Genomic DNA, 22,540 nt, shown 5'->3' with positions numbered 1-22,540 from the left:
ATGAGCACCACATCCGCTGTGACGTCGGGCCTAGACGACAGAAAAGCAGCCGAATTGGGGCGACTGATCGATGTCGACCGCTATCCGCTGGACGGACGCGACCTGCCCGCGGCCAACCCCAGTCACGCGGCCTACTGGAACGTGGTCGAGCACGCTCGCAGCGGGCTGCGGTCCGACGGCTGTGCAGTGCTGAAGCGATTCGTGACGCCTCACGGTGTGAGGCAGCTCAACGACGAGATAGTCGCTGCGAAACCGCAGACGCACTTCTCGACGCAGGTCATCAATCCCTACTTCCACACCCAGGTCAATCCCGAGTTCAGCGACGACCACCCGGTCAACACGTTCACCGAACGTTCGAGCGGCTTCATTCCGGGTGACGCGTGGCCGTCGGTGTGCGCCATTGACGCTGTGTTCCGTGCGCCGCAGCTGTGCCGGCTGCTGGCTGACTGCCTCGAGATCGACGAGTTGCACTGCTACGCCGATCCCCTAGCCGGCCTGACGGCGAACATCTTGGATCCAGGTCAGCAGTTCCCTTGGCACTTCGACACCAACGATTTCGCCGTGACCGTGCTGGTGCAGCCCGCCGACGAGGGCGGACTGTTTGAGTACGCGCCTGCGGTGCGATCCGCGGATGACGAGGGCTTCGAGGCGATCGGCGGGCTGCTGGATGGCGGGCGCGACGGCGTTCACACGCTGGATCTGCAACCGGGCGACTTGCAGATCTTCCGCGGGCGTTACTCGCTGCACCGGGTGACCCGGGTGGCTGCGAGCTCGCAACCCCGCCATGCGGCGATCTTCGCCTACACCCACCAGCCCGGTGTCATCGGGCGAGTCGAGCGAACCCGCCAGCTATTCGGCCGCGTCTTGGCCGAGCACGAGGAAGCCGAGCGCGGCCGCGTGCGCGAGGACGACCTGCTCGACTGACGGAGGGCGGCTGGACCGGAACCCGAAAATCACCATGACGGCGGTACGTGTGCCGCGTACCGTGCGGGCGTGAGCAAATCAGGCGAATCAGGCCCTTCAGACCAGAACAGCACCCAGGCACCCTCGGCGCGCACCAAGTTGCGGCGGATGGCTGAGCGCGGCCGTTACGGCAGTGACGACGTGCGGGAGATCCTCGACGCCGGGCTGATCGCCCACGTCGGCGTCGACACACCTGACGGCCCGCTGGTGCTGCCGATGGCCTACGGCCGCGACGACGAGAACCTGTACCTGCACGGGGCGTTGGCGAATCACCTGCTGAACTCCGGCGAGGGCACCGAGATCTGCGTGACGGTGACCCACCTCGACGGTCTGGTGATGGCGCGCACGCCGTTCCACAACTCCATGAACTTCCGCTGCGTCGTGGTGCGCGGCCTCGCTCACCGGGTCACCGATGCCGCGGCCAAGGAACGGGCACTGAAGCTGGTGACCGACCACATCGTCGCCAACTGGGACACCTCCCGGCCACCGACCGCGGAGGACCTGCGGGCGACGCTCGTGCTGGAACTGCCGCTGGCCGAGGCCTCTGCCAAGGTCCGGGCCGGCGACCCCGTCGACGACGCCGAAGACATGGCTGGCAACTGGTGGGCCGGCGTCGTCCCCCTCACCACCCGCTTCGAACTGCCCACCCCCGCCGCCGACCTCACCGAGGGCATTACCACGCCCACTGCCGTCGCGAACCTCGCCCACCGCACGCCTGACAACAGGATGTCGGTCTAGCGACAGGGGCGCCGGCGGCCTACTCGCGGCCCTCGGTCGGGACCGCCGGGTCGAGCGTGTGGTAGTCGGCTGCATCGTCCACGAAGATGGCCCACTCGGTGTGCAGGCCCGACGGAAGATCCAACGTGCCGGCGCAAATCGCAATGGTGTCGACCTGGTGCGACTTGCCCTCGGCCACCTTCCAGAACAGCGATGCACCGCACTCCCGGCAGAACCCGTAGGCCACGTTGGGGTCGTCGGCCGGGTGGTGCCACGCCAAGGAGGCATCCGAGATCAGCCGGAGGTCGGTGCTCTTGCAGCCCGTCGCTGCCATGAAGTGCCCCGTCCACCGCCGGCAGCGCCAGCAGTGGCAGTTCCACACATGCCGGATCGGCCCGTGCACCTCGTAGCTCACGGCGCCGCACAGGCAGTGACCCGAAGCCGCTGCTTCGGACGAAGGCTGGTCGATCCCGCTCATGGCACTCCTTCGAAGACTCGCCCCCAAGCCGCAAGGCTGTGATTGTCCCATGACACCCCGGCCTGCCTTGCCAGCCCTATGCGAGATGTCGACGTTGAGCGGATGTTTGGCGCTAGCCGTCTGGGTGAGGCGTGGGGCGGCGGTAGATCCAGTGGCCGCCTCTTGGGTCGATCGCGTGGAAGAGCAGGTGCTCGCCGGTCTCGCTCCATCGCAGGGTTGGCGTGCTGCCTGATGCGATCTCGCCGGCTGCATTCACGGTGATGCTGTAGCCCTCGGCGGCGGTCGGATCTTGCAGCGAGCGGATCGCGGCAGTCGCCTGGCCGTCCGACCACTCGCGCATCGCTGCGATTGCCGAGCCGTCAACCGACCACGTGCCGCGGCCGCCGACAACGCCCGTCAGCAGCAGCGACTCGGACAGGTCGTCGAGTTGCACCATCCTCAACTCGTTACCGATCAGGTAGGCGATGGCACTGCCATCAGGTGACCACGAGGGTGCTGACAGGCTCTCGGCACTGACCGCGACCACCTGCTCGGTGCCGTCCAATAGATCCACCACGACGATGCGGTGCTCGAAGCGGGTGCTTCCGTCGTCCTCGATCACCCGCATCCGGCGGGCGAACGCAATGCTGCCCTCGTCGGGAGACCAGGTGGGGTCTTGATCCAACACGCTCCCTTGCGTGATCTGAGCAAGGCCCAGACCGTCGGGCAGGATCATGAAGATGTGGCTGGCCCGCTCTCCCTCCACGATTGCGCCCTGCGAGAACGCAATCCACTGGCTGTCGGGCGACCACACCGGAGCATTCAGGCCGTACTGGGCCGTGAGGAACGGCAGATCGCTGGTTCCGTCGCCGTTGGCAACCCACAGGGTGCTGCCCACCCGGAACACCATTCGCCGGCAGTCGGGCGACCAGGAGAGATGATCGACGCCTTCGGGTTTGGTGCTCGCGAAGCTCAGGGGGAGCTGCACCCGCTGGGCGGGCAGCACTCCCCTGCAGACGGCAGCGGGCGGGCCAGGCTCGTCGAGTCGGATGCGACTGGGGATGTACGGCTCCACGCCCGATACCGGGTGCTCCGGTTCGCCGAAGGCCTCCGACAGCTCGGTGTCAGGCTCGTCATCGGCCTCGGCGGGCTCGTCGCTCGATGTAGGCGGCTCTGAATCCACCGGTGCCTCGGCAGCGGCGGCGGTCGTCACCGGCGCGGCATTCTCCTCGGGCGCAACCGCATCTGCGCTCGTCGCCGGGACCTCGTCTGCGGACGCGGCGTCATCGGCGGCCCCATTCGATCCCAACAGCGAACTGACCACGGCAGCAGCAACGAGCAACACGCCAGCAACGGCAGCGACCAGCCACCATCGCGTTCGAGGCTCATCGGAACCGCGGCGGCCTGAGCGCTGCACCACCATGCGTGCGACCGTACTTGGAACCACTCACGCGCAGCCCGTCAGAGGACGCATCAAGCAGCGCATCTAGGGTGGCCCGGTGCCCAAGCCGCTGATCGGACTGTCGGGACGGCGCCGCGCCGGCGCTCGCATCCGCGGCTTCCCGCCGGTGTTCGTGGACGTCGAAGTCGATCTGTACATCGCTCACTACGCCCAGGCGGTGCACGCTGCGGGGGCCATCGCAGTGCATGTGCCGCTCGACGCCGACCCCGCCGATGTGGTGCCGCGCCTCGACGCGGTGCTGCTCACGGGCGGTGAGGACGTGGCGGCGTGCCTGTACGCCGATCGCCTGCACGAGCAGGTGTACGACGGCATCGACCCGTTTGCCGAGCGCGCCGCAGGATTCGACAACGACACCGTCAGCGCCGTCGACGCGGTTCCGATGCTCGCTCGCAGCGACGGCGAGCACAGCAACTCACCCGCCGCCGACCGCGTGCCGCTGCGCGATGCGTTCGAGATCGCGTTGCTCGACGCCGCCGTCAACAGCGGCCTGCCGGTGCTGGGCATCTGCCGCGGCCCGCAGCTCATCAACATCGCCGCCGGGGGCACCCTGCACCAGCACTTGCCCGAGCACGCAGCCACCGACGGGCCGCCCGACGCCACCCCGCACACCGTCATCACTGTCGAAGGCAGCCAACTGCACCGGATGTATGGCCCAGAGGTGGCGGTGAACTCGCTGCATCACCAGGCGGTGGATCAGCTCGGCGACGGCTACATCGCCACCGCCCACTCCCCCGACGGGATCATCGAGGGCATCGAGCACGCGGAGCTGCCGATCCTGGCCGTGCAGTGGCACCCCGAGCTGATGACCGGGGCACTCGCCGACCCCTGCTTCCGCTGGCTCGTCGACAACGCCAGCACCTGATTGCGGCGGCGGCGCTCGCCAGCTACGCCTGCACCGTCCGCCACACCGCTACGAACCGAACGGTTAGCCCTCGACGGCGGCGCGCACCCGCGGGATGACGTTTCGAGCGAGCCGTTCGAGGGACGTGTTGAACAGCGACGGGGCTATGCCGGGCGAGGCACCCCAGGTGCACACGTCGGTGAAGCCGTACTGCTGAATAAACCCAGTCAGCTCGGCGACGCAGTGGTCCTCATCGCCGACGATCCAGTTCTGGGGAATCGCACCCTTCGACGGGTCGAATGCGGTGAACTCGTCGGGCGTCTCGGCGAAGAACTTGGCGTACACGCCGAGCCGGTAGCGCTCTGCGGCCTTGATGGGGTTCCACTCGCGCTCGACATCGTCGGTGACGAACACCGAGCGGATGATGCCCACCCGGTAGTCGTCGGGATCACGTCCGGTCGCCTGCAGCTCGTCCTTCCACGGGTCCATCACCACCTCGGGCGCACCCTGCGGCAGCAGATGCGTATCGAAACGGGCAGCCCGCACCGCGGCGTTCGCGCTCATGCCTGCAATCCATAGCGGCGGGCCTCCCGGTTGCACCGGCGCCGGCGTCACCAGCAGGTCGTCGAAACGGTGGCGCTTGCCGTGGAAGCTGAATGGTTCGCCCTTCCACGCCAGCCGCAGGATCTGCACCAACTCCTCGGTAAGCGACACCCGGCGGGATTGGGGGATCCCGAAGCCACGGAACTCGTGGGCTGCGTAGCCCATGCCGATGCCCAGCTCGATGCGCCCGCCGGAGATGTTGTCGAGAATCGCCAGGTCCTCAGCCAGCCGGATCGGATGCGCGAACGGCGCCAGCAAAATGTCGGTGGACAGGCGAATTCTCGAGGTGCGAGCGGCCACCGCCCCGGCCACCGGCACGAAGTTCGGCAGGTGCCCGTCGTCGAGGAAGTGGTGCTCGGTGAACCACGCCAGGTCGAACCCCAGCTCATCGGCCATCTCGAGCTGGTCGAGCGCCTGCGCGTACATCTCGGGCAGCGGCACATCGCTGCCGGGCGGGCTCCGCAGATCGTGGACGACCCCGAAGCGCAGTGGTGGAGCCATGGCCGGAGACTAGGGCCAGGCCAGCCGAGCCGACCGTTCGACGCTGGGCCCCCACGAAATTTCCTAATGGGCGTTCGACTATTGTGAAGAGACGGGTCCGGAGCGTCGGCGTCGACTCTGGCGAATTCGCAGCCGCTCCATCCGGCGATGCGCCGTACGATCTCAATTGGGGGAGACCAGACATGGCAGCAACAGCGACCAACGGAACCTCAAACGGCAGCGCCGACGGCACGAACGACTACGAAGTCATCATCATCGGCGCGGGCGTGGCGGGCATCTACCAGATGTACCGGCTGGCCGAGCGCGGCGTCCACGCAACCGTGCTCGAGATGGGCAGCGACCTCGGCGGCACCTGGTTCTGGAACCGCTACCCCGGCTGCCGCTTCGACTCGGAGAGTTACACCTACGGCTACTCATTCTCCGACGAGCTGCTCGAGGAGTGGCACTGGAAGGAACGCTTCTCTGGCCAGCCCGAGAACCTTCGCTACCTCAACTACGTCGCAGACAAGTTCGACCTGCGCAAGTACATGCAGTTCAACTGCACCGTCGAGACGGCGCACTTCGACGACGATGCGGGCATCTGGCGACTGCACCTCGGCGACGGCCGCGACCTCAGCTGCCGCTTCCTGCTGACCGCACTGGGCCTGCTGTCGGCGCCTACCTACCCCCGCATCGAGGGCGTCAACGCCGACGGCACCGATGTGTTCGAGGGCCCGTCGTTCCACACCTACCACTGGCCCGCCGATCCGGTCGAGATCAAGGGCAAGCGGGTGGCGGTCATCGGCACCGGTGCCACCGGCGTGCAGGCCATCGCGGCCATCGGCGAGCAGGCCGACCACCTCACGGTGTTCCAGCGGCGGCCGAACTGGTGCGCCCCGCTGCACAACAGCGAGATCTCCGACGAGGAGATGGTCGGCATCCGGGCCCGCTACGACGAGATCTTCGACAAGTGTGCTCGCACGCCCGGCGGTTTCGAGCACGAACCCGACCGCCGCGGCTTCTGGAATGTCCCACCCGAAGAGCGCCGCGCCATGTGGGAGAAGCTGTACGGCGAGCCGGGCTTCGGCATCTGGATGGCCAACTTCCGCGAGATCTTCTTCGACGAAGAGGCCAACGCCGAGCTGTCGTCATTCATCGCCGACAAGATTCGCGAGCGGGTCGACGACCCGATCGTCGCCGACAAGCTGATCCCCAAGGACCACGGCTTCGGCGTGCAGCGGGTGCCGCTCGAGACCCACTACTACGAGACCTACAACCGCCCGAACGTGGATCTGGTGGACATCAAGGAGACACCGATCACCCGGATCACGCCGACCGGCATCCAAACAGCCGACCGGCACTACGAGTTCGATCTGATCGTCTATGCCACCGGCTTCGATGCCATCACCGGCTCGTTCGACCGGATCGACTTCCAGGGCTCGGGCGGTCTCAAGCTGCGCGACAAATGGTCCGACGGGCCAGTCACCTACATCGGGCTGATGGTCAATGGCTTCCCGAACCTCATGACCATTGCCGGCCCGCAGAGCGGCTCAGCGTCCACCAACTACCCGCGGGGCATCGAGATCGGCGTCGACTGGGTGACCGGCATGCTCGACTTCGTCTGGGAGCACGGCTACACCCGCTTCGAGGCCGACGAGGATGCCGAGACGGAGTGGACCAACCACGTCATCGAGATGTACAGCATGATGCTGATGCGCAAGGCCCAGGGCTGGTTCACGGGCTACAACTCGAACGTGGACGGCCACGAGCAGGGCACCATCCGCTACCTCGTGTACAACGGCGGCGCCCCCAAGTACAAGCGCCGGATCGACGAGATCGCTGATCACGACTACGAGGGCGTGTCGTTCGCGACCGAGCGCACGGCCGTCGGCGTCGGCTGAACCGGATCTGCACAACCGAAACGGGCTGCGTCCCGCGGCCCACGCGCCGACGTGACCGTTGCTGGATGAGGTGAACCGTGGACATTTCCGGATCCGCCGCCATCGTCGGCGTCGCCGAGACCGACTACATGCGAGGCACCTCGCTGAGCGTGCCCGAGCTGGTGCTGGAAGCGACCATGGCCGCGATCGCCGACGCTGGGCTCGACCCCAGCGAGATCGACGGCATCCTGCCGCCGCCGGGGTTCATCTCGTCGGAGGAGATCGCCGCCAACCTCGGCGCTGACGACATCCGCTACGCCGTCACCGTGCACATGGGCGGCGCGAGCCCGGTCGCGGCGCTGCAGTCGGCCACCATGGCGATCGCGGCGGGCGTCGCCACCAACGTCGTGATCACCATGGGCTGGAACGGTTACTCGGCAATGCGCCCGCGTCCCGACGCTCGCCCGACCAAGCGGCGCCTCGAGCCGGGCCCGTTCGTGGACGTGAGCCGCAACTTCTACGCGCCCTACGGCGTGCGCTCGGCGGTGCAGTGGTACTCGATGTACATCCAGCGCTATGTCGACCTGTACGACGTGGAGCCCACCGACGCCGCCCAAGTCGCGCTGACCTGCCGCGAGCACGCGCACCTCAACGACAAGGCTCTCATGGGCGGCCGGCCGATGACCATGGACGACTACCTGGCCTCGCCGCTCATCACCGAGCCGATGCGCAAGTTCGACTGCTGCCTGGAGACCGACTGCGCGGCCGCGGTGGTGCTGACCTCGCCCGAGCGGGCGAAGGATCTGCCCCACGCGCCGGTGCTGTGGCTCGGCGGCGCAGAAGGGCACCCCTATCCCGCCGACGAGATCACCAACCGGCCCGACATGCTCAAGCTCGGACTCGACTCGGCAGCGCCGCGGGCGTTCGCGATGGCCGGGGTTCAACCAGCCGACATGGACTTCCTGCAGATCTACGACTGCTTCACCTACGTCGTCATGATGGAGCTCGAAGCCATCGGCATGTGCCCCAAGGGCGCCGCCAAGGAGTTCGTGGCCGACGGGAACATCTCGCTCAGCGGTCGCTACCCCATGAACACCCACGGCGGCCTGCTGTCGCAGGGCCACGCATGGGGCCTCAACCACGTGGTGGAAGCGGCGCGCCAGCTTCGGCACGAAGCCGGCGACGCGCAGGTGCGCGACGCCGAGCTGGGCGTGGTGACCGGCTACGGCGACCTCGGCGACGGCAGCATCGCCGTGCTCGCCCGAGGCTGAGCCGGTGCGGACGAGATTGATGCCATGAGCACAGCCAAATCGGCCCGCAAGTACGTGCCCAAGCCCGAGGGGCTGAACCTCGAATTCCACCTGGCGTGCCTGGAAGCGGGCACGCTGCGCATCCAGCGGTGCACCGACTGCGGCCAGTTCCGCCACCCGCAGCGCTGGTACTGCCCGTCGTGCCACAGCCGCAACTACGACTTCGCCCCCGTCTCAGGCAGCGGGCGGATCTACTCGATGGCGGTCAACCACTTCACGGTGGATCGCGGCTGGGCCGACGAGCTGCCGTACATCACCGCCGTCGTGGAGCTCGACGAGGGTCCCCGCGTGGTCGGCTCGCTGCGCGACGTGCAGCCGGGCGAGGCCAGCCTCGGGCAGCCGGTGCATGTCGCGGTGGAAGCTCGAGGCACCGAGTTCGCCTACCTCTGGGTTGACTTGGCCTGACATCTCGGCACTGGAGGATCACCGCACCATGAGCATGCTCGGCACCCGCGTCGAAAGGAAGGAAGACCCCGAACTTCTTACCGTCGGCGGCACCTACGTCGACGACGTCGAATGCGAGGGCGCGCTTGTCGCGGTCTTCGTCCGATCGACCATGGCCCACGCAGACATCGCTGCCGTCCACACAGACGAGGCGCGTGCGATGCCCGGCGTGGCGGGTGCCTTCACGGCAGCCGATCTGCAGCTCAGCGCCGATCCGCCCCGCATGCCGATGCTCAACCAGCAGATGCTGCGCTCGCCGCTGGCCGCTGGCCGGGTGCGCTATGTGGGCGAGCCGTTCGCCGTGGTCGTCGCCGAGTCGCAGTCCCAAGCGATCGATGCCGCCGAATTGGTGTACGCCGACTACGAACCGCTCGATCCGCTGCTGGACACCGCCGAGTCTGCACGCAACCACCGGCTGCTGTTTCCCGAGGCCGACACCAACACGGTCTTCGCCATTCCGCCGGGCCCCCAGAACGGGCAGGATCCCTTCGACGCCTGCGAGGTCGTCGTGGAGCTGGAGTTCTGCAACCCTCGGATGACTGCAGCGCCTATCGAGCCTCGCACTGCCCTGGCCTCCTGGGACACGGGCGCGCAGCGGCTCACCTACTGGGCCTGCACCCAGTTCCCGCACCAGACCCGCGACACCCTGTCCGCGTTCTGCGGGCTCGAGCCCAGCCAGGTGCACGTCATCACGCCTGACGTCGGCGGGGGCTTCGGCGCCAAGAACGCCCAGTACGTCGAGGATTTTGTGGTCGCTCGCCTCACCTGCCACCTCGAACGCCCGGTGCGCTGGGCGGAGACACGCTCGGAGGCCATGGTCGGCTTCACGCACGCGCGGGCAATCTCGTACTCGGCGCGTCTCGGGGGCACACGCGACGGCAACGTGACGGCATACGAGGTGGACGCGCTGCAAGACGCCGGCGCCTACCCGATGATCGGGTCGCTGTTGCCCATGTTCGTCCGCACCATGGCGTCGGGCGTGTACGACATCCCGAACGTGGCGGTGTCCACCAATTCGGTCACCACCAACACCGCGCCGGTGGGTGCGTACCGGGGCGCCGGGCGCCCCGAGGCCGCGCTGGCGATCGAGCGGATGATGGATCTGTTCGCCGCCGAGATCGAGATGGACCCCGGCGAGCTGCGCCGGCGCAACTTCATCCCGCCCGACGCGTTCCCGTTCACCACCCCGACCGGCGCCGACATGGATTCGGGCGAGTACGCCAAGGCCCTCGACGCCGTGATGGAGGCCGCGGATTATCCCGGCCTGCGGGCCGAACAGGAGCGGCGCCGTTCGGAGGGCTCAGCGAAGCTGCTCGGGTTGGGCTGGAGCGCGTACGTGGAGATCTCGAACCCGATGGGAGCTCCGGAGTTCGGCAGCGTGGAGGTCCGTAACGACGGATCGGCGCTGGTGCTCACCGGCTCGTCGAACCACGGGCAGGGTCATCACACGGCGTACGCCCAGATCGCTGCGGACCTCACCGGCATCGATTTCGAGATGATCGAGGTGCGCCACGGCGACACCGACGAGATCAAGCGCGGCGGTGGCACCGGCGGCTCCCGCTCGCTGCAGACAGGCGGGGCCGCGGTCTTCGAAGCAGCCGAGGCAGTGGTCGAGCAGGCCAAGGAGGTCGCCGCGGCGATGCTCGAGGCCGATCCCGCCGACATCGTGCTGGATGTCCATGCGGGCACGTTCGCCGTGGTCGGGACACCGGCCCGGTCGCTCGACTGGGCTCAGGTCGCTGCTCACGTCAGCCAATCCGAAGACCACGAGCTGCGAGCCGAGAGCGACTTCCAGCCGCCGGCGGCCACGTTCCCGTTCGGCGTGCAGCTCTCGGTGGTGGAGGTGGACCGCGACACCGGCCAGGTCACCTCGCTGCGGCATGTGACATGCGACGACGCCGGCGTCATCGTGAACCCGATGATCGTCGAAGGCCAGGTGCACGGCGGCGTGGCCTCGGGCATCGCTCATGCGCTCGGCGAGGTGTTCGTCTACGACGGCGACGGCAACCCGCTGACCGGCAACTTCATGGACTACGCGATCCCCTCGGCCGCCGAACTGCCCAGTTTCGAGCGGATCCCCCTGGAGACTCCCACCGACCGCAATCCGCTCGGCGCCAAGGGCATCGGCGAGTCAGGAACGATCGGTGCCACACCAGCCGTCCACAACGCCGTCGTCGATGCGCTGTCGCACCTCGGCGTCCGCCACGTGGAGCTTCCCTGCACCCCCGAACGGGTCTGGCAGCACCTGCAGCACGCCTGACGGCTGGCGTTCCCAGCGAGGCTGCCGCGCCCCTGTTTCAGGATTGGCCCGCCATGTCGATCCGGCTGGCCAGAACGGCGACGATGGCGAACGCGCCCGCCGCCGCAGAGCCGAGATAGGCCCACGTCGGGCTGAAGGTGAACACGGGCAACCAGATCACCGCACCGAGCGCATGACCGCTGAATCGGAGCGAGAGCGTGAACGACAGTGCTCCCGCGCGATTGTCGGGTGTCGCAATCGAGGCGAGCGATTGGAAGCTGACCACGACGGCCTGCGTTGCAGCGCCGGTGACGAACCAGAGAACGGCGAGCAGCCATACCGCGCCCGCGGCAGGCAGCAGTGCCACCAGTCCCGAGCACACGGCGATGGCAATGGTGGCCGCCCGCCGCCCGCCCAAGCGGTCGAGCGCGATCCCCCATAGCGGTGCTGCTGCCATGCCGGCCAAACCGCCGGCCAGCAGCAGCACACCCACCTGCGAACCCGTCAACCCCACCACGTCGCGGCCGCTCAGGCTCACGAGGATCCTGGCCCCGATGGGGCCCATAGCGCACAGCGATGCCGTGGCGGCTATCAGCAGCGTCGGGCGGCGCATCAAGGACTGCAATCGGGGCGGAGAACCTGCCTGCTGGCGAGCGTCCGGCTCGGCTCGGGCTGTGCTGGCCGGCAACAGCAGTGCGATCATCGCTCCGATCGCGGCCGTCGCGACATACGCGATGCGCCAGTTCGTGTCGGCACCGATCCCGCCCAGCATGGGCGCGGAGAGCTGGCCCAGCGCCTGGCACGCCGCGTACCGACCCACGATGCGACCGACTCCCCCGGTCGGCGCGGTCTCGGTGAGCGTCGCCAGCAGCAGCGGCGTGATGAACGCGTTCATGGCGCCCTGGCCAGCACGGGCCGCGAGAAACCACCCGTAGTTCGGCGCTAGGGCACACCCGAGCGTCGCGACGGCATACAGCGCGACGGCGCTACGCAGCGTGCGCGCCCGTCCCCACCGGTCGCCGAGCGTGCCCGACACCAGCAGAAGGCCGGCAAATGGCACCAAGTAGACGTTGAGCGCCCAGCCGATCTGGCTCGTGCTGACCGAGAACGCGTCGCGCAGCTCGGGGATCATCGGCAGCATCACGAACGTGCCGAGCGGACCCATCATCCCGCCGACATAGAGCAGCACCCGGCGCCACTCGCCGTTCACCGCCGTCTCCCCATAAGCCTCCGCACGCTACTTCGCAGCCGCTGGACGGGTCCCGGCGAACGCGCTCCGGCCCGTGGGTGCAGCCGCTCGCGCCTACCATCGCCACGCGACGGACGGGGGCAGTCATGGCCGAACAAGCGCCGATGACGTCCCGCCGCCCGCCGCCAGTTGCTCCCGAAGCCGGACTGTCCCATGTGCGGGTGCTGGAGCTGGCCGGCAGCGTGGGAGTTGCCTGGGCGGCGAAGCTCTTCGCCGACCTGGGCGCAGACGTCATGCGTGTCGAGGACGACCACGACCTGGTCCGGTCGCGGCCGCACGATGTCCACCGATGGCTGAACTCCAATAAGCGCTCGGTTTGGTCGGTAAGCGACGAGCTGATCGCCGGTGCCGACCTGGTGATTCACGATCGCCGCGACCTCGCCGATCTGACGCTGCAGAACAGCCGGCTCGTTGTGCTGTCCATCACCCCGTTCGGGCTCACGGGGCCCTACGCGCACTACGACGCCGCTGAGATCAACGTCATCCACGGGTCCAGCTGGGGAAACCTGTCACCCGGGGGCGCCACCGATCCAGACCTGCCGCCGCTGAAGGCGCCCGGACATCACGCCAACATCAACGTGGCCTCGGTGGCCGCGATAGTGGCCCTCGCGGCAACCGAACGTGCTGCCGCGAGCGGCCAAGGCGAGTACATCGACTTCTCGGCTGCCGCCGCCGCGGCCAAGCTCACCGAGGTTGCGCCTGCGTCCGTCTCGTTCCTGGGCGTGGAGGCATCTCGGCTGGGCACGCGCACGGTGGTGCCGTGGCGCATCTTTCAGTGCGTCGACGGGCTGCTTCAGCTCATCTGCCCCGAACAATCCCAATGGGAAGCGTTCGTAGAGCTCATGGGCTCCCCCGAGTGGGCATCACTCGACGTGTTCGCCACCGGTCCGGACCGGACCCAGAACTCCGATGTCGTCAACATGTACCTGGCCGAGTGGTTCGCCGACCAGCGGGCCGATGAGATCTACCACGCCGCCCAGGCTGCTCGAATTGCCGTGACGCCGGTGAACACGATGGCCCAGCTCGAATCCGATAGGCACTTCGCCGAACGCGGATTCTTCGCCACGACGCCCGACGGGCTGAAGCTGCCGGGACCGGGGTTCCAGATCGATCAGCCATGGTGGAATCTCGCCACCGAAGCACCCGACGCCGGCGCTCACGAAGGGGAAAGCTGGCGGCACAGGACGGTTGCCGCTGAGGGCGCCGGAGCCGCCGCGAGCGCCAGCAGCACGGCGCCCGCAGCTGCAGGAGGCCGCCCGCTCGAGGGCGTGCGAGTCTGCGACTTCACGTGGATCTGGGCCGGTCCGTTCTGCACGCAGATCCTGGCCCACCTCGGCGCCGACGTCATCAAGCTCGAATCTCCCGATCACCTCTGCATGTTCCGGCGACTGCCGCTGAGCCCACCCGACAGCCCGCCGTCGCATGACACCTCGGGCCTGTTTCAGCTCTACAACAGCGACAAGCGCAGCGTCGGCATCGACCTCTCCCACCCGGATGCCGCGGAGGTGGTCGCACGACTCGTCGCCATCAGCGACGTGGTGGTCGACAACTTCGGCGTCGGCGTCATGGACCGGCTCGGGTTCGGAGCCGAGCAATTGCGAGCGATCAACCCGGATGTCGTCATCGCCTCGCTGTCCGGCTACGGGAGCACGGGCCCCTGCGCGCAGTATGTGGCGTACGGACCTGCCGGCGGCGCGTTCGCGGGCCTGTACGCCTCCAACGGCTACGAAGGCGGCCCGGCGTACGAGACCGGCGTGGCCATCGGCGATCCATGCACAGGAATCACCGCCGCGTGGGCGGTGGTGGCATCGCTCGCCGCTCGACGCCGCAGCGGCATTGCCGCCACGATCGATGTCGCCATGGCCGAAGCCGTTGCCGCCACCGTCGGCGAGGGCTGGATGCAATACCAGCAAAACGGCCAGTCGCCGGCTCCCATCGGCAACCACGACCCGATCTGGTCGCCCCACAACTGCTACCCGGCCCGCGGCGACGATCAATGGGTCACGATCGCCTGCACCGACGAGGCCATGTGGCAGTCGCTCTGCACGGTCATCGACCCCGGCCTCGCGACCCGCCCGGAATTCGCCGGCGCCGCGGATCGCAAGCGGAACGAGACCGAGCTGGATGCCGCAATCTCGGCATGGACGCAGACGCGGGACCGCTGGCAGATCACCGAGGAGCTGCAGGCGGTCGGCGTCACCGCCTTTCCCTCGCTGGCATCGCACGAGCTGTGGACCGGCGACCCCCATTTCGATGCCATCGGCATGCTCGAGCGACCTCACCATCCGCTCACCGGGAACCGGGTGGTGCCCGGCGTTCCGTGGCGCTTGAGGGACGGACCCAACGGTCTGCGACGCCCAGCACCCCTGCTCGGCCAGCACACCGTCGAGGTGCTCACCGACGTGCTGGGCTATGCGCCTGACGCGGTGAGCGAGCTAGTCGCCCGTGGTGTCGTTCAGGAACCCGCCACGGCTCACACCGATTGAGAGCGCGCGCATAGTGTGAGCCGCGAGTTCCTGCGGTCCTCGCCACCGGGGTGGCGTGCAGCATCGCCGGATAACGCTGCGGGGCGGCCCCGCACGCCGACAAGGGAGCAGACATGGCTGCAGAAGTAACGATCAATTCCGGAAGGCTGGCCGGGGGCGACGACCAGGGCGTGCACGCCTACAAGGGAATTCCCTATGCGGCACCGCCCGTGGGCGACCTGCGATTCCAGCCGCCGGCCGCCCCGGCGAGCTGGGACGGTGTACGTCAGGCGTCCGACTTCGGACCCGTGGCACTGCAGCAGCCCATGCCGGGCATCTTCGGCGAGCTGGGAACCCCGCCCAATCCCGCCGGTGACGACTGCCTGCGGCTGAATGTCTGGACGCCCGACCCTGGTGCCGGCGGCATGCCGGTGCTGGTGTGGATCCACGGCGGCGCCTTCTATGCCGGCAGCGGCGTCGACGACGTGTACAACGGCGCAGCGTTCGCCCGAGACGGCGTCGTATGCGTCACGATCAACTACCGGCTCGGCGTACAGGGCTTCATGAACCTGGCAGGCCACTTCCCCGCGCTGGCCCAGTCCGGCAACCTCGGCATGCTCGACCAGATCGCTGCGCTGCAGTGGGTGCAGGACAACATCGGCGCATTCGGCGGCGACGCGTCCAAGGTCACCATCGCCGGCGAGTCCGCGGGCGGAATGAGCTGCTCGACACTCATGGCGATGCCGGCGGCCAAGGGCCTGTTCCGGGCTGCCATTCCCCAGAGCGGCGCTGCCCACAACGGCCTCAGTGCCGACACGGCGTCGCTCATCAGCACCTACGTCATGGAAGCGGTCGGCGTCACACCCGGCGACTCGGCTGCGCTTGCCGCCGTCAGCAACGACGATTTGCTCGCCGCGCAGATCGCCATCACCGATGACCTGGGTGCGACACGTGACCCCGAGAAGTACCGCGAGGCAGCGGCGGTGCCGATGGCGTTTCAGCCCACGTACTTCACCGAGGAGCTGCCGCAGCGGCCTATCGACGCGATCGCAGGCGGCTCGGCGAAGGACATCTCGGTCATGGTCGGCTCGACCAAGGAGGAAGCGCTCATATTCGTCGTCGATCTCAAAGAGATATTCAACGAAGAACTCGTGCAGGCCACCGTCGGGGCGGTTTTCGGCATGGCCGGCAAGGACGGCGACGCTGCCTTGCGGCTGTACACCGACAACCGGCCGGGGGCTGCACCGCACGAACTCGCCGCAGCGATCGAGACCGACCGGATGTTCACCGTGCCGGCCATCCGCCTTGCTGATGCTCAGTCCGCGCAGAACGCGGACCTGTGGATGTACCGGTTCGACTGGGAGAACCCCGGGGGCGAGTGGGGCGCGCACCACTTCATCGAGGTGCCGTTCGCGTTCGACCAGGCCGACAACGAGATGGGTCGAGGCTTCGTCGGCGACAACCCGCCGGCGGACCTGATAGCGGCCACGCACGACGCCTGGGTCCGGTTCGCCACCGACGGCAACCCCAACCACGGCGGACTGCCCGACTGGCCTCGCTGGGATGCGAGCAGCCGGCCCACGATGCTCTTCGACAACGAGTGCCGCGTCGAGAACAGCCCCGCCGCCGCAGAGATCAGCCTCTGGGACGGCGTCCTGTAGCGATTCAGGCGCTGGCGGCTGCTTGGACTGTGGTGGTGACCTCGGGCGCCAAGTCGAGGCCGTGGAAGTTCTGGAGCCGCTCGATGGTCTCGGCGTAGCGCTCGCGCTTTGCGGCCTCGCGCTCGGGGGCACGCTCGGCGAATTCGCCCATGACCTCGGTGGCGAACAGCTCCATTGACTCGCAGATGTCCTCGTGGCGGTTGCGGCCCGCCTGGCTCACGAAGATCAGCTCGTCCACGCCGGCGTCCTCGTAGGCCCGCACGAACTCGCGGATCTGGTCCGGCGTGCCGATGCAACCGCGCAGCGAGTCCAGCCCGCCAGCGGTCACCAGGTTGTCGGCGCCCTCCGAGCCCACCGCCTCCTGCACGGTGGCGGTCAGCTTGGCGAACCCCATCTCCTCGCGGTTCTCCTCGAATTGGCTCCAGATGTCGGTCGCGCCTGGCGTGTGCGTGCCGAATGCGTAGTAGTGCAAGAGCGAGTAGGCGAAGAAGTGGAAGCCGTCGAGGCCGCGGTCGAGCGCTGTTTGCTCGTCGGGGTGGCACATGAAGCCCGTCGTCACTGCGATGTTGGGGTTCGGCGCCAAACCCGCCGGGTCGGTGCAGGCCTCAAAGGCCGCGTAGTAGTCCGACACCCACTGGCGAGCCTCGTCGGGATCGATGAAGGAGAAGCTCAGCGCGCCGAGGCCACGCTGGCCCGCCATCAGGATGGTGTCGCGCTGGCTGCACGCCACCCACATCGGCGGGTGCGGCCGTTGCAGCGGCTTGGGCACCACGTTGCGCGCCGGCATCGAGAAGAACTTGCCGGTGTGACCCTCGTACGGCGCCTGGGACATCATCTTGGCGATCTCGGGCACCGCTTCTTCCCACATGGCCCGCTTGTCGGCCCGCTCGATCTCGAAGCCGCCGAGCTCCATGTCGCTGGAGGTCTCGCCGGTGCCGAACTCGACGCGCCCGTTCGAGATGATGTCGAGCGTGCCGATGCGCTCGGCTACCCGGGCCGGGTGGTTGTAGCCCGGCAGCACCGGCACGATGCCATGCCCGATGCGGATGTTCTGGGTGGTCGCGGCGCACGCAGACAGGAACACCTCAGGCGCAGACGAGTGCGAATACTCCTCCAGGAAGTGGTGCTCCACTTCCCACACCGTGCTGAACCCGAGCTTGTCAGCGAGCTGCACCTGCTCGAGCGCCTCGTGGATAATGCGGGCCTCGGCCCCGTCGTCCCACGGGCGCGGCAGTTGGTGTTCGTAGAAGATGCTGAAGCGCATGCCGGTTCCCTTCGAGCGGCGCTGAGAGGCCCGTAGTGTGCCGTGGCTGACGCAGTTCGGGGCGCCCGCGAGCGGGCGGCAGCGGGCTCGGTGCGCTCAGCCTGCAGCGGCAATGCTGGCGAAGGCAGCATCGACGATGCGATTGCCCCGGGGATCGCCGGTGATGGTGCTCTCCATGCGGTTCATCACATAGGCCACCGATGCCCGGACATCGAAGTCGACGACAGCCACTGAGCCGCCCCAACCGCCCCAGAACATGTGGTTCGGGTTGGGACTGGTGACCCAGCCGTCGAGATCGCGGGCGAAGCCCAGGCCATGGCGCATCCGCATGTACAGCACGTCATCGACGTTGTCGATCTGCTCCTCGAGGGCCTTGCGCGCACCGGCCTCGGACATGATCCGCACGCCGTCCACCTCGCCGCCGCAGGCCAGCATCGAGTGAATCCGCGCAATGGAGCGGGCGTTGCCGATGCCGCCAGCCGCGGGGATCTCTGCCGCACGCCACTCGCGTGTCTGCGGCTCGGAGGCGTCCAGCATGCAGCTCATCAGCGTCTTGGCGCAGAGCGAGTCGAGCTCGATGGGCACGCCGTTCATCTCGAGGGCTTCCAGGTTCACCTCCGGCGGGATGAGCTCGCCCATGCGGCCGTCCTCGGAGGCGGGCAGGCTCATGTGAAAGTCGGCCCCGAGCGGCTCGGCGATCTCGTCGCGGAACCAGTCCGCCATGCGCTTGCCGGTGATGCGGTAGAGGATCTCGCCTTCGAGGTTGCCCTGGGTGACGGCGTGGTAGGCCGATTTGCTGCCCGGCTCGAACCACAGCTCCTGGGCGGCGAGCCGCTCGGCGATGGCGTCGAGGTCGTACAGGTCTGCTGCGGTCACCGGCGGCACGAAACCCGGCAGTCCGGCGGTGTGCGCCATGACGTGGCTGACGAGCACGCCTTCCTTGCCGTTCTGGGCGAACTCTGGCCAGTACTGGCACACGGGAGCGTCGAAATCGAGCTCGCCGCGGTCGGCGAGGGCGAGCATGCAGGTGGCCGCCATGGTCTTGGTGCTCGAGTACACGTTGACGATCGTGTCCCGGTCCCACGGCGTGCCGTTGGGGTCCGCGTCTCCGGCCCAGATGTCGACGACAGCCTCGCCGTCGACGGTGACTGCGGCAGCCGCGCCGACTTCCAGGCCCTCCTCGAAGTTCTCCACGAAGGCATCGCGAACCGCCTCGAAGCCGTCCTTGCACATCCCGCGTACTTCCATGACTGTCCCCCTTGTGGCACCGGACCGTCCGGCCCGCAATTCACGGCTCATCATTGCAGTCGCGACATGCAGTCGCCGATGCCGGATCTGTCCTGCCCGGGCACACCCGGGCGGCTGGCAATGACGAGGTTCAACTCGTGGGTGCGGTGATCGGCGGAGCTTCGCCGAAGTCGTCCCAATCGGTGACGACACTGAATGAGCCGGTGCTCTCGATAAAGGCGGTGTAGCTGACCCGCCGGATGAGGTCGTCACGGTCCACCCACACGTCGAGCTGGACGTTGTCGAGTCGCTGAGGCGGCTCCTGACCCGTCATGGTCATGAACATGCCGAGCGACATCAGGAACCCGGCCCCTGCGCCGGCTGGCACCGAGTGCGTGCGGTAGTGGGCGACGGTGATGCCGTCGAGGCGTGCGTCGCCCACCTCGACGAAGTCGAACATGGCACCGAGATCGTCGATGGTGACCCCGAACGTCAGATTCGATCGGGCGGGTGCGCTCGCGTCCTGGGAGTCCGGCGCCCAGACATAGGGGTGGGGTCCCTCCCACGGTCCGTCGCCGACAGAGCGGTACGCCTGATCACCGACGACGACCTCGGCATAGGAGCCCAGCTCCGGAATGCCCGCCTCGGGCACGGCGGGTCCGGATGTCAGCCGGTACTCGAAGCTGCTGTCGGAGAAGACGCCTTCGATCGTCATCTCCCACGGCTCAGCCAACACGTCGAAGTCGAACGTGACCGTCGTGGACGAGGTAGCCGAGTTGCTCAGCCCGATCGTGGTCTCGACGGCTTCGTGCACTGCAGCTGTGGCATCGCGGCCGGTGCCGGTGTCGTAGACAACAACCGTCGTCACGGCAACCAGGGCGATCACCGCGGCGGCGGCTGCTGCAGCCAGCCATCGCTGTCGCCGGGGCGAATCGAACCGGATCTTGCGTCGAGCCGCCCGGCCCAGCACCGGAGCGTCGCCGGCGTCCGCCAGGATCATCTCCAGCGAGCGCGCCGGTCCCGGATCGGTCGCCGTCTCCAAATCACGTTCGTTGACCGGGTTGGCTCGACGCAGTTCGGCGAGCAGTTCATCCTGGGTGTCAGTGCCGTTCATTGCGCCTTCCCTTCATCGATCCCTGCGTGGTCAAGACGATCGAGGCGCGCAGCGAGTCGCTTGCGTGCCCGGTGGACTCGGATTGCCGAGGCGTTCGCCGAGATGCCGAGCACCTGGCCGATCTCGGCATGACTGAGTTCCTCCCACGCCACGAGCATGAGCACTTCCCGGTCGGCTTCAGACAGGGCGGCGAGGGCTGTTGTGATCAACGTCGAGCGCTCGCCGGTGTCCGGCGCGGCCGGATCGTCGACCTCCGCCGGGCGGACCAGTCGCAGCCGATCGTGCGCCGCTTCGCGTCGGCGGCTGGAGCGCGCGGCATTGCGGATCATGTTGCGGGCCACGCCGAACAGCCACAGCCGCTCCGAGCTGTCGGGAACGTCGTCACGTCGGCGCCACGCAGTCAGGAAGGTGTCAGCGACGACCTCGTCTGCTGTTGCAGCATCCACCCGGCGCCGGGCGTAAGCCAGCAACGGCTGGTACGTCTCGGCGTACAGGTTCCGGAACCAAACCTCGTCATGATCGGCGAGCATGCAGACAGCCATCATGGCTGTCATGTCCGCACCAGCGGGTCCCTTTCAGGCTGACAGTCCCCGACGCATCGACTGGCAGCAGTGAGGCGACATAGGATCGGCCGCATTCGCTTGGCACGGCGACAGTCGCGCGGGCTCCCAGCGGTGCCTGTCACGAGCGATTGAGGGATCAGGGGACTCCATGAATTCACGACTGCTTCGGCTTCTCGCACTGCTCTTTGCGTTCAGCCTCATTGCTGCCGCCTGCGCCGATGATTCGGACGACGACGGCACCGCCGATGACGCTCCAGCAGCGACGGCGGCCGATGACGGCGACGACATGGCCGACGACGACATGGCCGACGATTCCGGTGACGACATGGCCGACGACAGCGACGACATGGCTGACGACGACATGGCCGACGATTCCGGTGACGACATGGCCGACGACAGCGACGACATGGTCGACATCGACCGCACCGGCGAAGTCATCAAGATCGGCTACGTGAACAACGAGGGTGCTGCCTTCGCTCTGCCCGAGTTCCGTACCGGCGGCGAGGTGGCGATCCAGTTCATCAACGACAACGGCGGCATCAACGGTGCGATGATCGAAACCGAGGTCTGCCTGTCGGATGGCACGCCTGAAAGCGCGATCAATTGCGCCAACCAGCTGATCGAAGCCGATGTCGTGCTGGCCTACATGGGCATCGAGGTGGCGTCGGAAGCAGCGATCAACCTGTGGGTTGAGGCCGGCATCCCCTACATCTCGTCTCACGCGTGGGGCGTCACCGAGCAGAACAGCCCCGGCTCGGTCATCCTGCACTCGCCCGCAGGCGCCTACGCAGTCGGCCCGGCAAAGACGTTCGCCGATCTCGGCATCGACCACATCGCGGTGATCCTCGAGGACACCCCTGCGGGCAACGCCTTCATGGACGAAACCAGCAATCCGATCATGGCGCACCACGGCATCGAATGGGAGGGCATCTTGGTGGACCCGGCGGCGCCGGACTGGACCGCGGCGATCGCCACTGCGCAAGCGGCCGGTGTCGACGGCGTCTGGGGCCAGCTGACCGAGCCCGGCTGCATCGGCATGGTCAGTGCCGCTGCCGCCAGCGGTTACGACAAGCCGGTGTTCGCGGGCTCGTGCAGCTTCTTCATCCCGATCTTGGGGCCCGCCGCGATCGGCGCCTACACCCAGAGCGACGTGTTCTTCCCATCGACGGCCGAATTCGCGCCGCCTGAGATCCAGGCACAGATCGCCGAGTACGTCGAACTGATGACCGCCGCCGGATACGAAGACCACATCGAAGGCTTCGCGGTCGCGCCGTATAGCGCGTGGCGTGCGATGGAGATCATCCTCGAGCGCATCGAAGGCCCGATGACCTCCGAAGCGGTGCTCCACGCCTTCAAGAACGCCGGCGAAACACCCGGCTGGTTCGGCCCGAATCATCGCTGCGGCGAGGAACCGTGGCCGGCTGAAACGTCGGCCTGCAAGTCTGAGATCGCGGTGTGGCAGATCGCCGAGCGAGACGACGGCACGATCGGGCGCGTCCTGGTCGGCGACGGCTTCATCGACGCTTTCGAATTCAGCGGTTTCTAGGCGGTTGAATCCGGCCGCCTACAGCTTCGGCAAGAGCTGAGCACTCGACCTACAC

The 22,540-nt window shown here is 67.7% G+C and carries 18 protein-coding genes; 10 read left to right on the top strand and 8 right to left on the bottom strand.

Features of this window, described 5'->3' with window-relative positions; translation table 11 throughout:
* Positions 1-924 carry a HalD/BesD family halogenase gene (locus ACOGXD_RS08480; RefSeq protein WP_419914127.1) on the top strand — a complete coding sequence of 308 codons (924 nt, stop codon included), beginning with the start codon at positions 1-3 and terminating at the stop codon, positions 922-924.
* A gap of 69 nt (positions 925-993) precedes the next feature.
* The gene (locus ACOGXD_RS08475) at positions 994-1,701 is read left to right on the top strand and encodes a pyridoxamine 5'-phosphate oxidase family protein (protein ID WP_419914125.1); all 708 of its coding nucleotides are present in this window, start codon (positions 994-996) and stop codon (positions 1,699-1,701) included.
* A 19-nt stretch (positions 1,702-1,720) separates the two neighbouring features.
* Here the strand turns inward: ACOGXD_RS08475 and ACOGXD_RS08470 are convergent, their stop codons facing one another.
* Both ACOGXD_RS08470 and ACOGXD_RS08465 read right to left on the bottom strand, forming a co-directional pair.
* The gene (locus ACOGXD_RS08470) at positions 1,721-2,158 is read right to left on the bottom strand and encodes a GFA family protein (protein WP_419914123.1); all 438 of its coding nucleotides are present in this window, start codon (positions 2,156-2,158) and stop codon (positions 1,721-1,723) included.
* A 112-nt stretch (positions 2,159-2,270) separates the two neighbouring features.
* Positions 2,271-3,560: a TolB family protein gene (locus ACOGXD_RS08465; RefSeq protein WP_419914121.1), complete on the bottom strand. Its 1,290-nt coding sequence runs from the start codon at positions 3,558-3,560 to the stop codon at positions 2,271-2,273.
* A gap of 76 nt (positions 3,561-3,636) precedes the next feature.
* Between ACOGXD_RS08465 and ACOGXD_RS08460 the strand changes: the two genes are divergently transcribed.
* On the top strand, positions 3,637-4,461 hold the full coding sequence (locus ACOGXD_RS08460; RefSeq protein WP_419914119.1) for a gamma-glutamyl-gamma-aminobutyrate hydrolase family protein: 825 nt from the start codon (positions 3,637-3,639) through the stop codon (positions 4,459-4,461).
* Between the two features lie 63 nt (positions 4,462-4,524).
* Here the strand turns inward: ACOGXD_RS08460 and ACOGXD_RS08455 are convergent, their stop codons facing one another.
* Complete coding sequence (locus ACOGXD_RS08455; protein WP_419914117.1) at positions 4,525-5,544, bottom strand: LLM class flavin-dependent oxidoreductase; 1,020 nt, start codon at positions 5,542-5,544, stop codon at positions 4,525-4,527.
* 182 nt (positions 5,545-5,726) lie between these two features.
* Here ACOGXD_RS08455 and ACOGXD_RS08450 point away from each other — a divergent pair, with 182 nt between their 5' ends.
* The 4 genes from ACOGXD_RS08450 to ACOGXD_RS08435 all read left to right on the top strand — a co-directional run bounded on the left by ACOGXD_RS08450 (position 5,727) and on the right by ACOGXD_RS08435 (position 11,417).
* Positions 5,727-7,424 (top strand): flavin-containing monooxygenase, encoded by a 1,698-nt coding sequence (locus tag ACOGXD_RS08450; protein ID WP_419914115.1) that lies wholly within the window; start codon positions 5,727-5,729, stop codon positions 7,422-7,424.
* A 77-nt stretch (positions 7,425-7,501) separates the two neighbouring features.
* Positions 7,502-8,674: a thiolase C-terminal domain-containing protein gene (locus tag ACOGXD_RS08445; RefSeq protein WP_419914113.1), complete on the top strand. Its 1,173-nt coding sequence runs from the start codon at positions 7,502-7,504 to the stop codon at positions 8,672-8,674.
* Between the two features lie 24 nt (positions 8,675-8,698).
* Positions 8,699-9,118, top strand: coding sequence for a Zn-ribbon domain-containing OB-fold protein (locus tag ACOGXD_RS08440; RefSeq protein WP_419914111.1), 420 nt, complete (start codon positions 8,699-8,701; stop codon positions 9,116-9,118).
* A 28-nt stretch (positions 9,119-9,146) separates the two neighbouring features.
* The gene (locus tag ACOGXD_RS08435; RefSeq protein ID WP_419914109.1) at positions 9,147-11,417 is read left to right on the top strand and encodes a xanthine dehydrogenase family protein molybdopterin-binding subunit; all 2,271 of its coding nucleotides are present in this window, start codon (positions 9,147-9,149) and stop codon (positions 11,415-11,417) included.
* Between the two features lie 37 nt (positions 11,418-11,454).
* On the opposite strand, the gene ACOGXD_RS08430 is transcribed toward ACOGXD_RS08435, so the two are convergent.
* Entirely contained in the window at positions 11,455-12,606 is a 1,152-nt protein-coding gene (locus ACOGXD_RS08430; RefSeq protein ID WP_419914107.1) for an MFS transporter, read from the bottom strand.
* A gap of 125 nt (positions 12,607-12,731) precedes the next feature.
* Between ACOGXD_RS08430 and ACOGXD_RS08425 the strand changes: the two genes are divergently transcribed.
* Together ACOGXD_RS08425 and ACOGXD_RS08420 are read left to right on the top strand one after the other, a co-directional pair.
* A complete protein-coding gene (locus ACOGXD_RS08425) occupies positions 12,732-15,131 on the top strand; it encodes a CoA transferase (RefSeq protein ID WP_419914105.1) in 2,400 nt (799 codons plus the stop codon).
* A 113-nt stretch (positions 15,132-15,244) separates the two neighbouring features.
* The gene (locus ACOGXD_RS08420; RefSeq protein WP_419914103.1) at positions 15,245-16,771 is read left to right on the top strand and encodes a carboxylesterase/lipase family protein; all 1,527 of its coding nucleotides are present in this window, start codon (positions 15,245-15,247) and stop codon (positions 16,769-16,771) included.
* A 4-nt stretch (positions 16,772-16,775) separates the two neighbouring features.
* On the opposite strand, the gene ACOGXD_RS08415 is transcribed toward ACOGXD_RS08420, so the two are convergent.
* The 4 genes from ACOGXD_RS08415 to ACOGXD_RS08400 all read right to left on the bottom strand — a co-directional run bounded on the left by ACOGXD_RS08415 (position 16,776) and on the right by ACOGXD_RS08400 (position 20,906).
* Positions 16,776-18,035, bottom strand: coding sequence for an LLM class flavin-dependent oxidoreductase (locus ACOGXD_RS08415; protein WP_419914101.1), 1,260 nt, complete (start codon positions 18,033-18,035; stop codon positions 16,776-16,778).
* A gap of 96 nt (positions 18,036-18,131) precedes the next feature.
* Complete coding sequence (locus ACOGXD_RS08410) at positions 18,132-19,283, bottom strand: serine hydrolase domain-containing protein (RefSeq protein WP_419914099.1); 1,152 nt, start codon at positions 19,281-19,283, stop codon at positions 18,132-18,134.
* 130 nt (positions 19,284-19,413) lie between these two features.
* Positions 19,414-20,376 carry a hypothetical protein gene (locus tag ACOGXD_RS08405; protein ID WP_419914097.1) on the bottom strand — a complete coding sequence of 321 codons (963 nt, stop codon included), beginning with the start codon at positions 20,374-20,376 and terminating at the stop codon, positions 19,414-19,416.
* Positions 20,373-20,906 (bottom strand): RNA polymerase sigma factor, encoded by a 534-nt coding sequence (locus ACOGXD_RS08400; protein WP_419914095.1) that lies wholly within the window; start codon positions 20,904-20,906, stop codon positions 20,373-20,375. Before ACOGXD_RS08400 ends, ACOGXD_RS08405 begins: the two co-directional genes overlap by 4 nt.
* A 181-nt stretch (positions 20,907-21,087) precedes the next feature.
* Between ACOGXD_RS08400 and ACOGXD_RS08395 the strand changes: the two genes are divergently transcribed.
* Positions 21,088-22,485, top strand: coding sequence for an ABC transporter substrate-binding protein (locus tag ACOGXD_RS08395; protein ID WP_419914093.1), 1,398 nt, complete (start codon positions 21,088-21,090; stop codon positions 22,483-22,485).
* Positions 22,486-22,540: the final 55 nt, after the last annotated feature.

Source organism: Candidatus Poriferisodalis sp. (assembly GCF_965204125.1).
GTDB lineage: Bacteria > Actinomycetota > Acidimicrobiia > Acidimicrobiales > Poriferisodalaceae > Poriferisodalis.
Note: the sequence above shows the minus strand (reverse complement) of the source record. Positions and strands in the feature narration are given on the sequence as shown.

What these genes read in the sequence shown, in the direction of transcription:
- ACOGXD_RS08425 (WP_419914105.1), top strand. Translation starts at nt 12,732, where the DNA reads ATGGCCGAACAAGCGCCGATGACGTCCCGCCGCCCGCCGCCAGTTGCT.
- ACOGXD_RS08435 (WP_419914109.1), top strand. Translation starts at nt 9,147, where the DNA reads ATGAGCATGCTCGGCACCCGCGTCGAAAGGAAGGAAGACCCCGAACTT.
- ACOGXD_RS08465 (WP_419914121.1), bottom strand. Translation starts at nt 3,560, where the DNA reads ATGGTGGTGCAGCGCTCAGGCCGCCGCGGTTCCGATGAGCCTCGAACG.
- ACOGXD_RS08410 (WP_419914099.1), bottom strand. Translation starts at nt 19,283, where the DNA reads ATGGAAGTACGCGGGATGTGCAAGGACGGCTTCGAGGCGGTTCGCGAT.
- ACOGXD_RS08415 (WP_419914101.1), bottom strand. Translation starts at nt 18,035, where the DNA reads ATGCGCTTCAGCATCTTCTACGAACACCAACTGCCGCGCCCGTGGGAC.
- ACOGXD_RS08420 (WP_419914103.1), top strand. Translation starts at nt 15,245, where the DNA reads ATGGCTGCAGAAGTAACGATCAATTCCGGAAGGCTGGCCGGGGGCGAC.
- ACOGXD_RS08395 (WP_419914093.1), top strand. Translation starts at nt 21,088, where the DNA reads ATGAATTCACGACTGCTTCGGCTTCTCGCACTGCTCTTTGCGTTCAGC.
- ACOGXD_RS08470 (WP_419914123.1), bottom strand. Translation starts at nt 2,158, where the DNA reads ATGAGCGGGATCGACCAGCCTTCGTCCGAAGCAGCGGCTTCGGGTCAC.
- ACOGXD_RS08455 (WP_419914117.1), bottom strand. Translation starts at nt 5,544, where the DNA reads ATGGCTCCACCACTGCGCTTCGGGGTCGTCCACGATCTGCGGAGCCCG.
- ACOGXD_RS08450 (WP_419914115.1), top strand. Translation starts at nt 5,727, where the DNA reads ATGGCAGCAACAGCGACCAACGGAACCTCAAACGGCAGCGCCGACGGC.
- ACOGXD_RS08480 (WP_419914127.1), top strand. Translation starts at nt 1, where the DNA reads ATGAGCACCACATCCGCTGTGACGTCGGGCCTAGACGACAGAAAAGCA.
- ACOGXD_RS08440 (WP_419914111.1), top strand. Translation starts at nt 8,699, where the DNA reads ATGAGCACAGCCAAATCGGCCCGCAAGTACGTGCCCAAGCCCGAGGGG.
- ACOGXD_RS08400 (WP_419914095.1), bottom strand. Translation starts at nt 20,906, where the DNA reads ATGCTCGCCGATCATGACGAGGTTTGGTTCCGGAACCTGTACGCCGAG.
- ACOGXD_RS08405 (WP_419914097.1), bottom strand. Translation starts at nt 20,376, where the DNA reads ATGAACGGCACTGACACCCAGGATGAACTGCTCGCCGAACTGCGTCGA.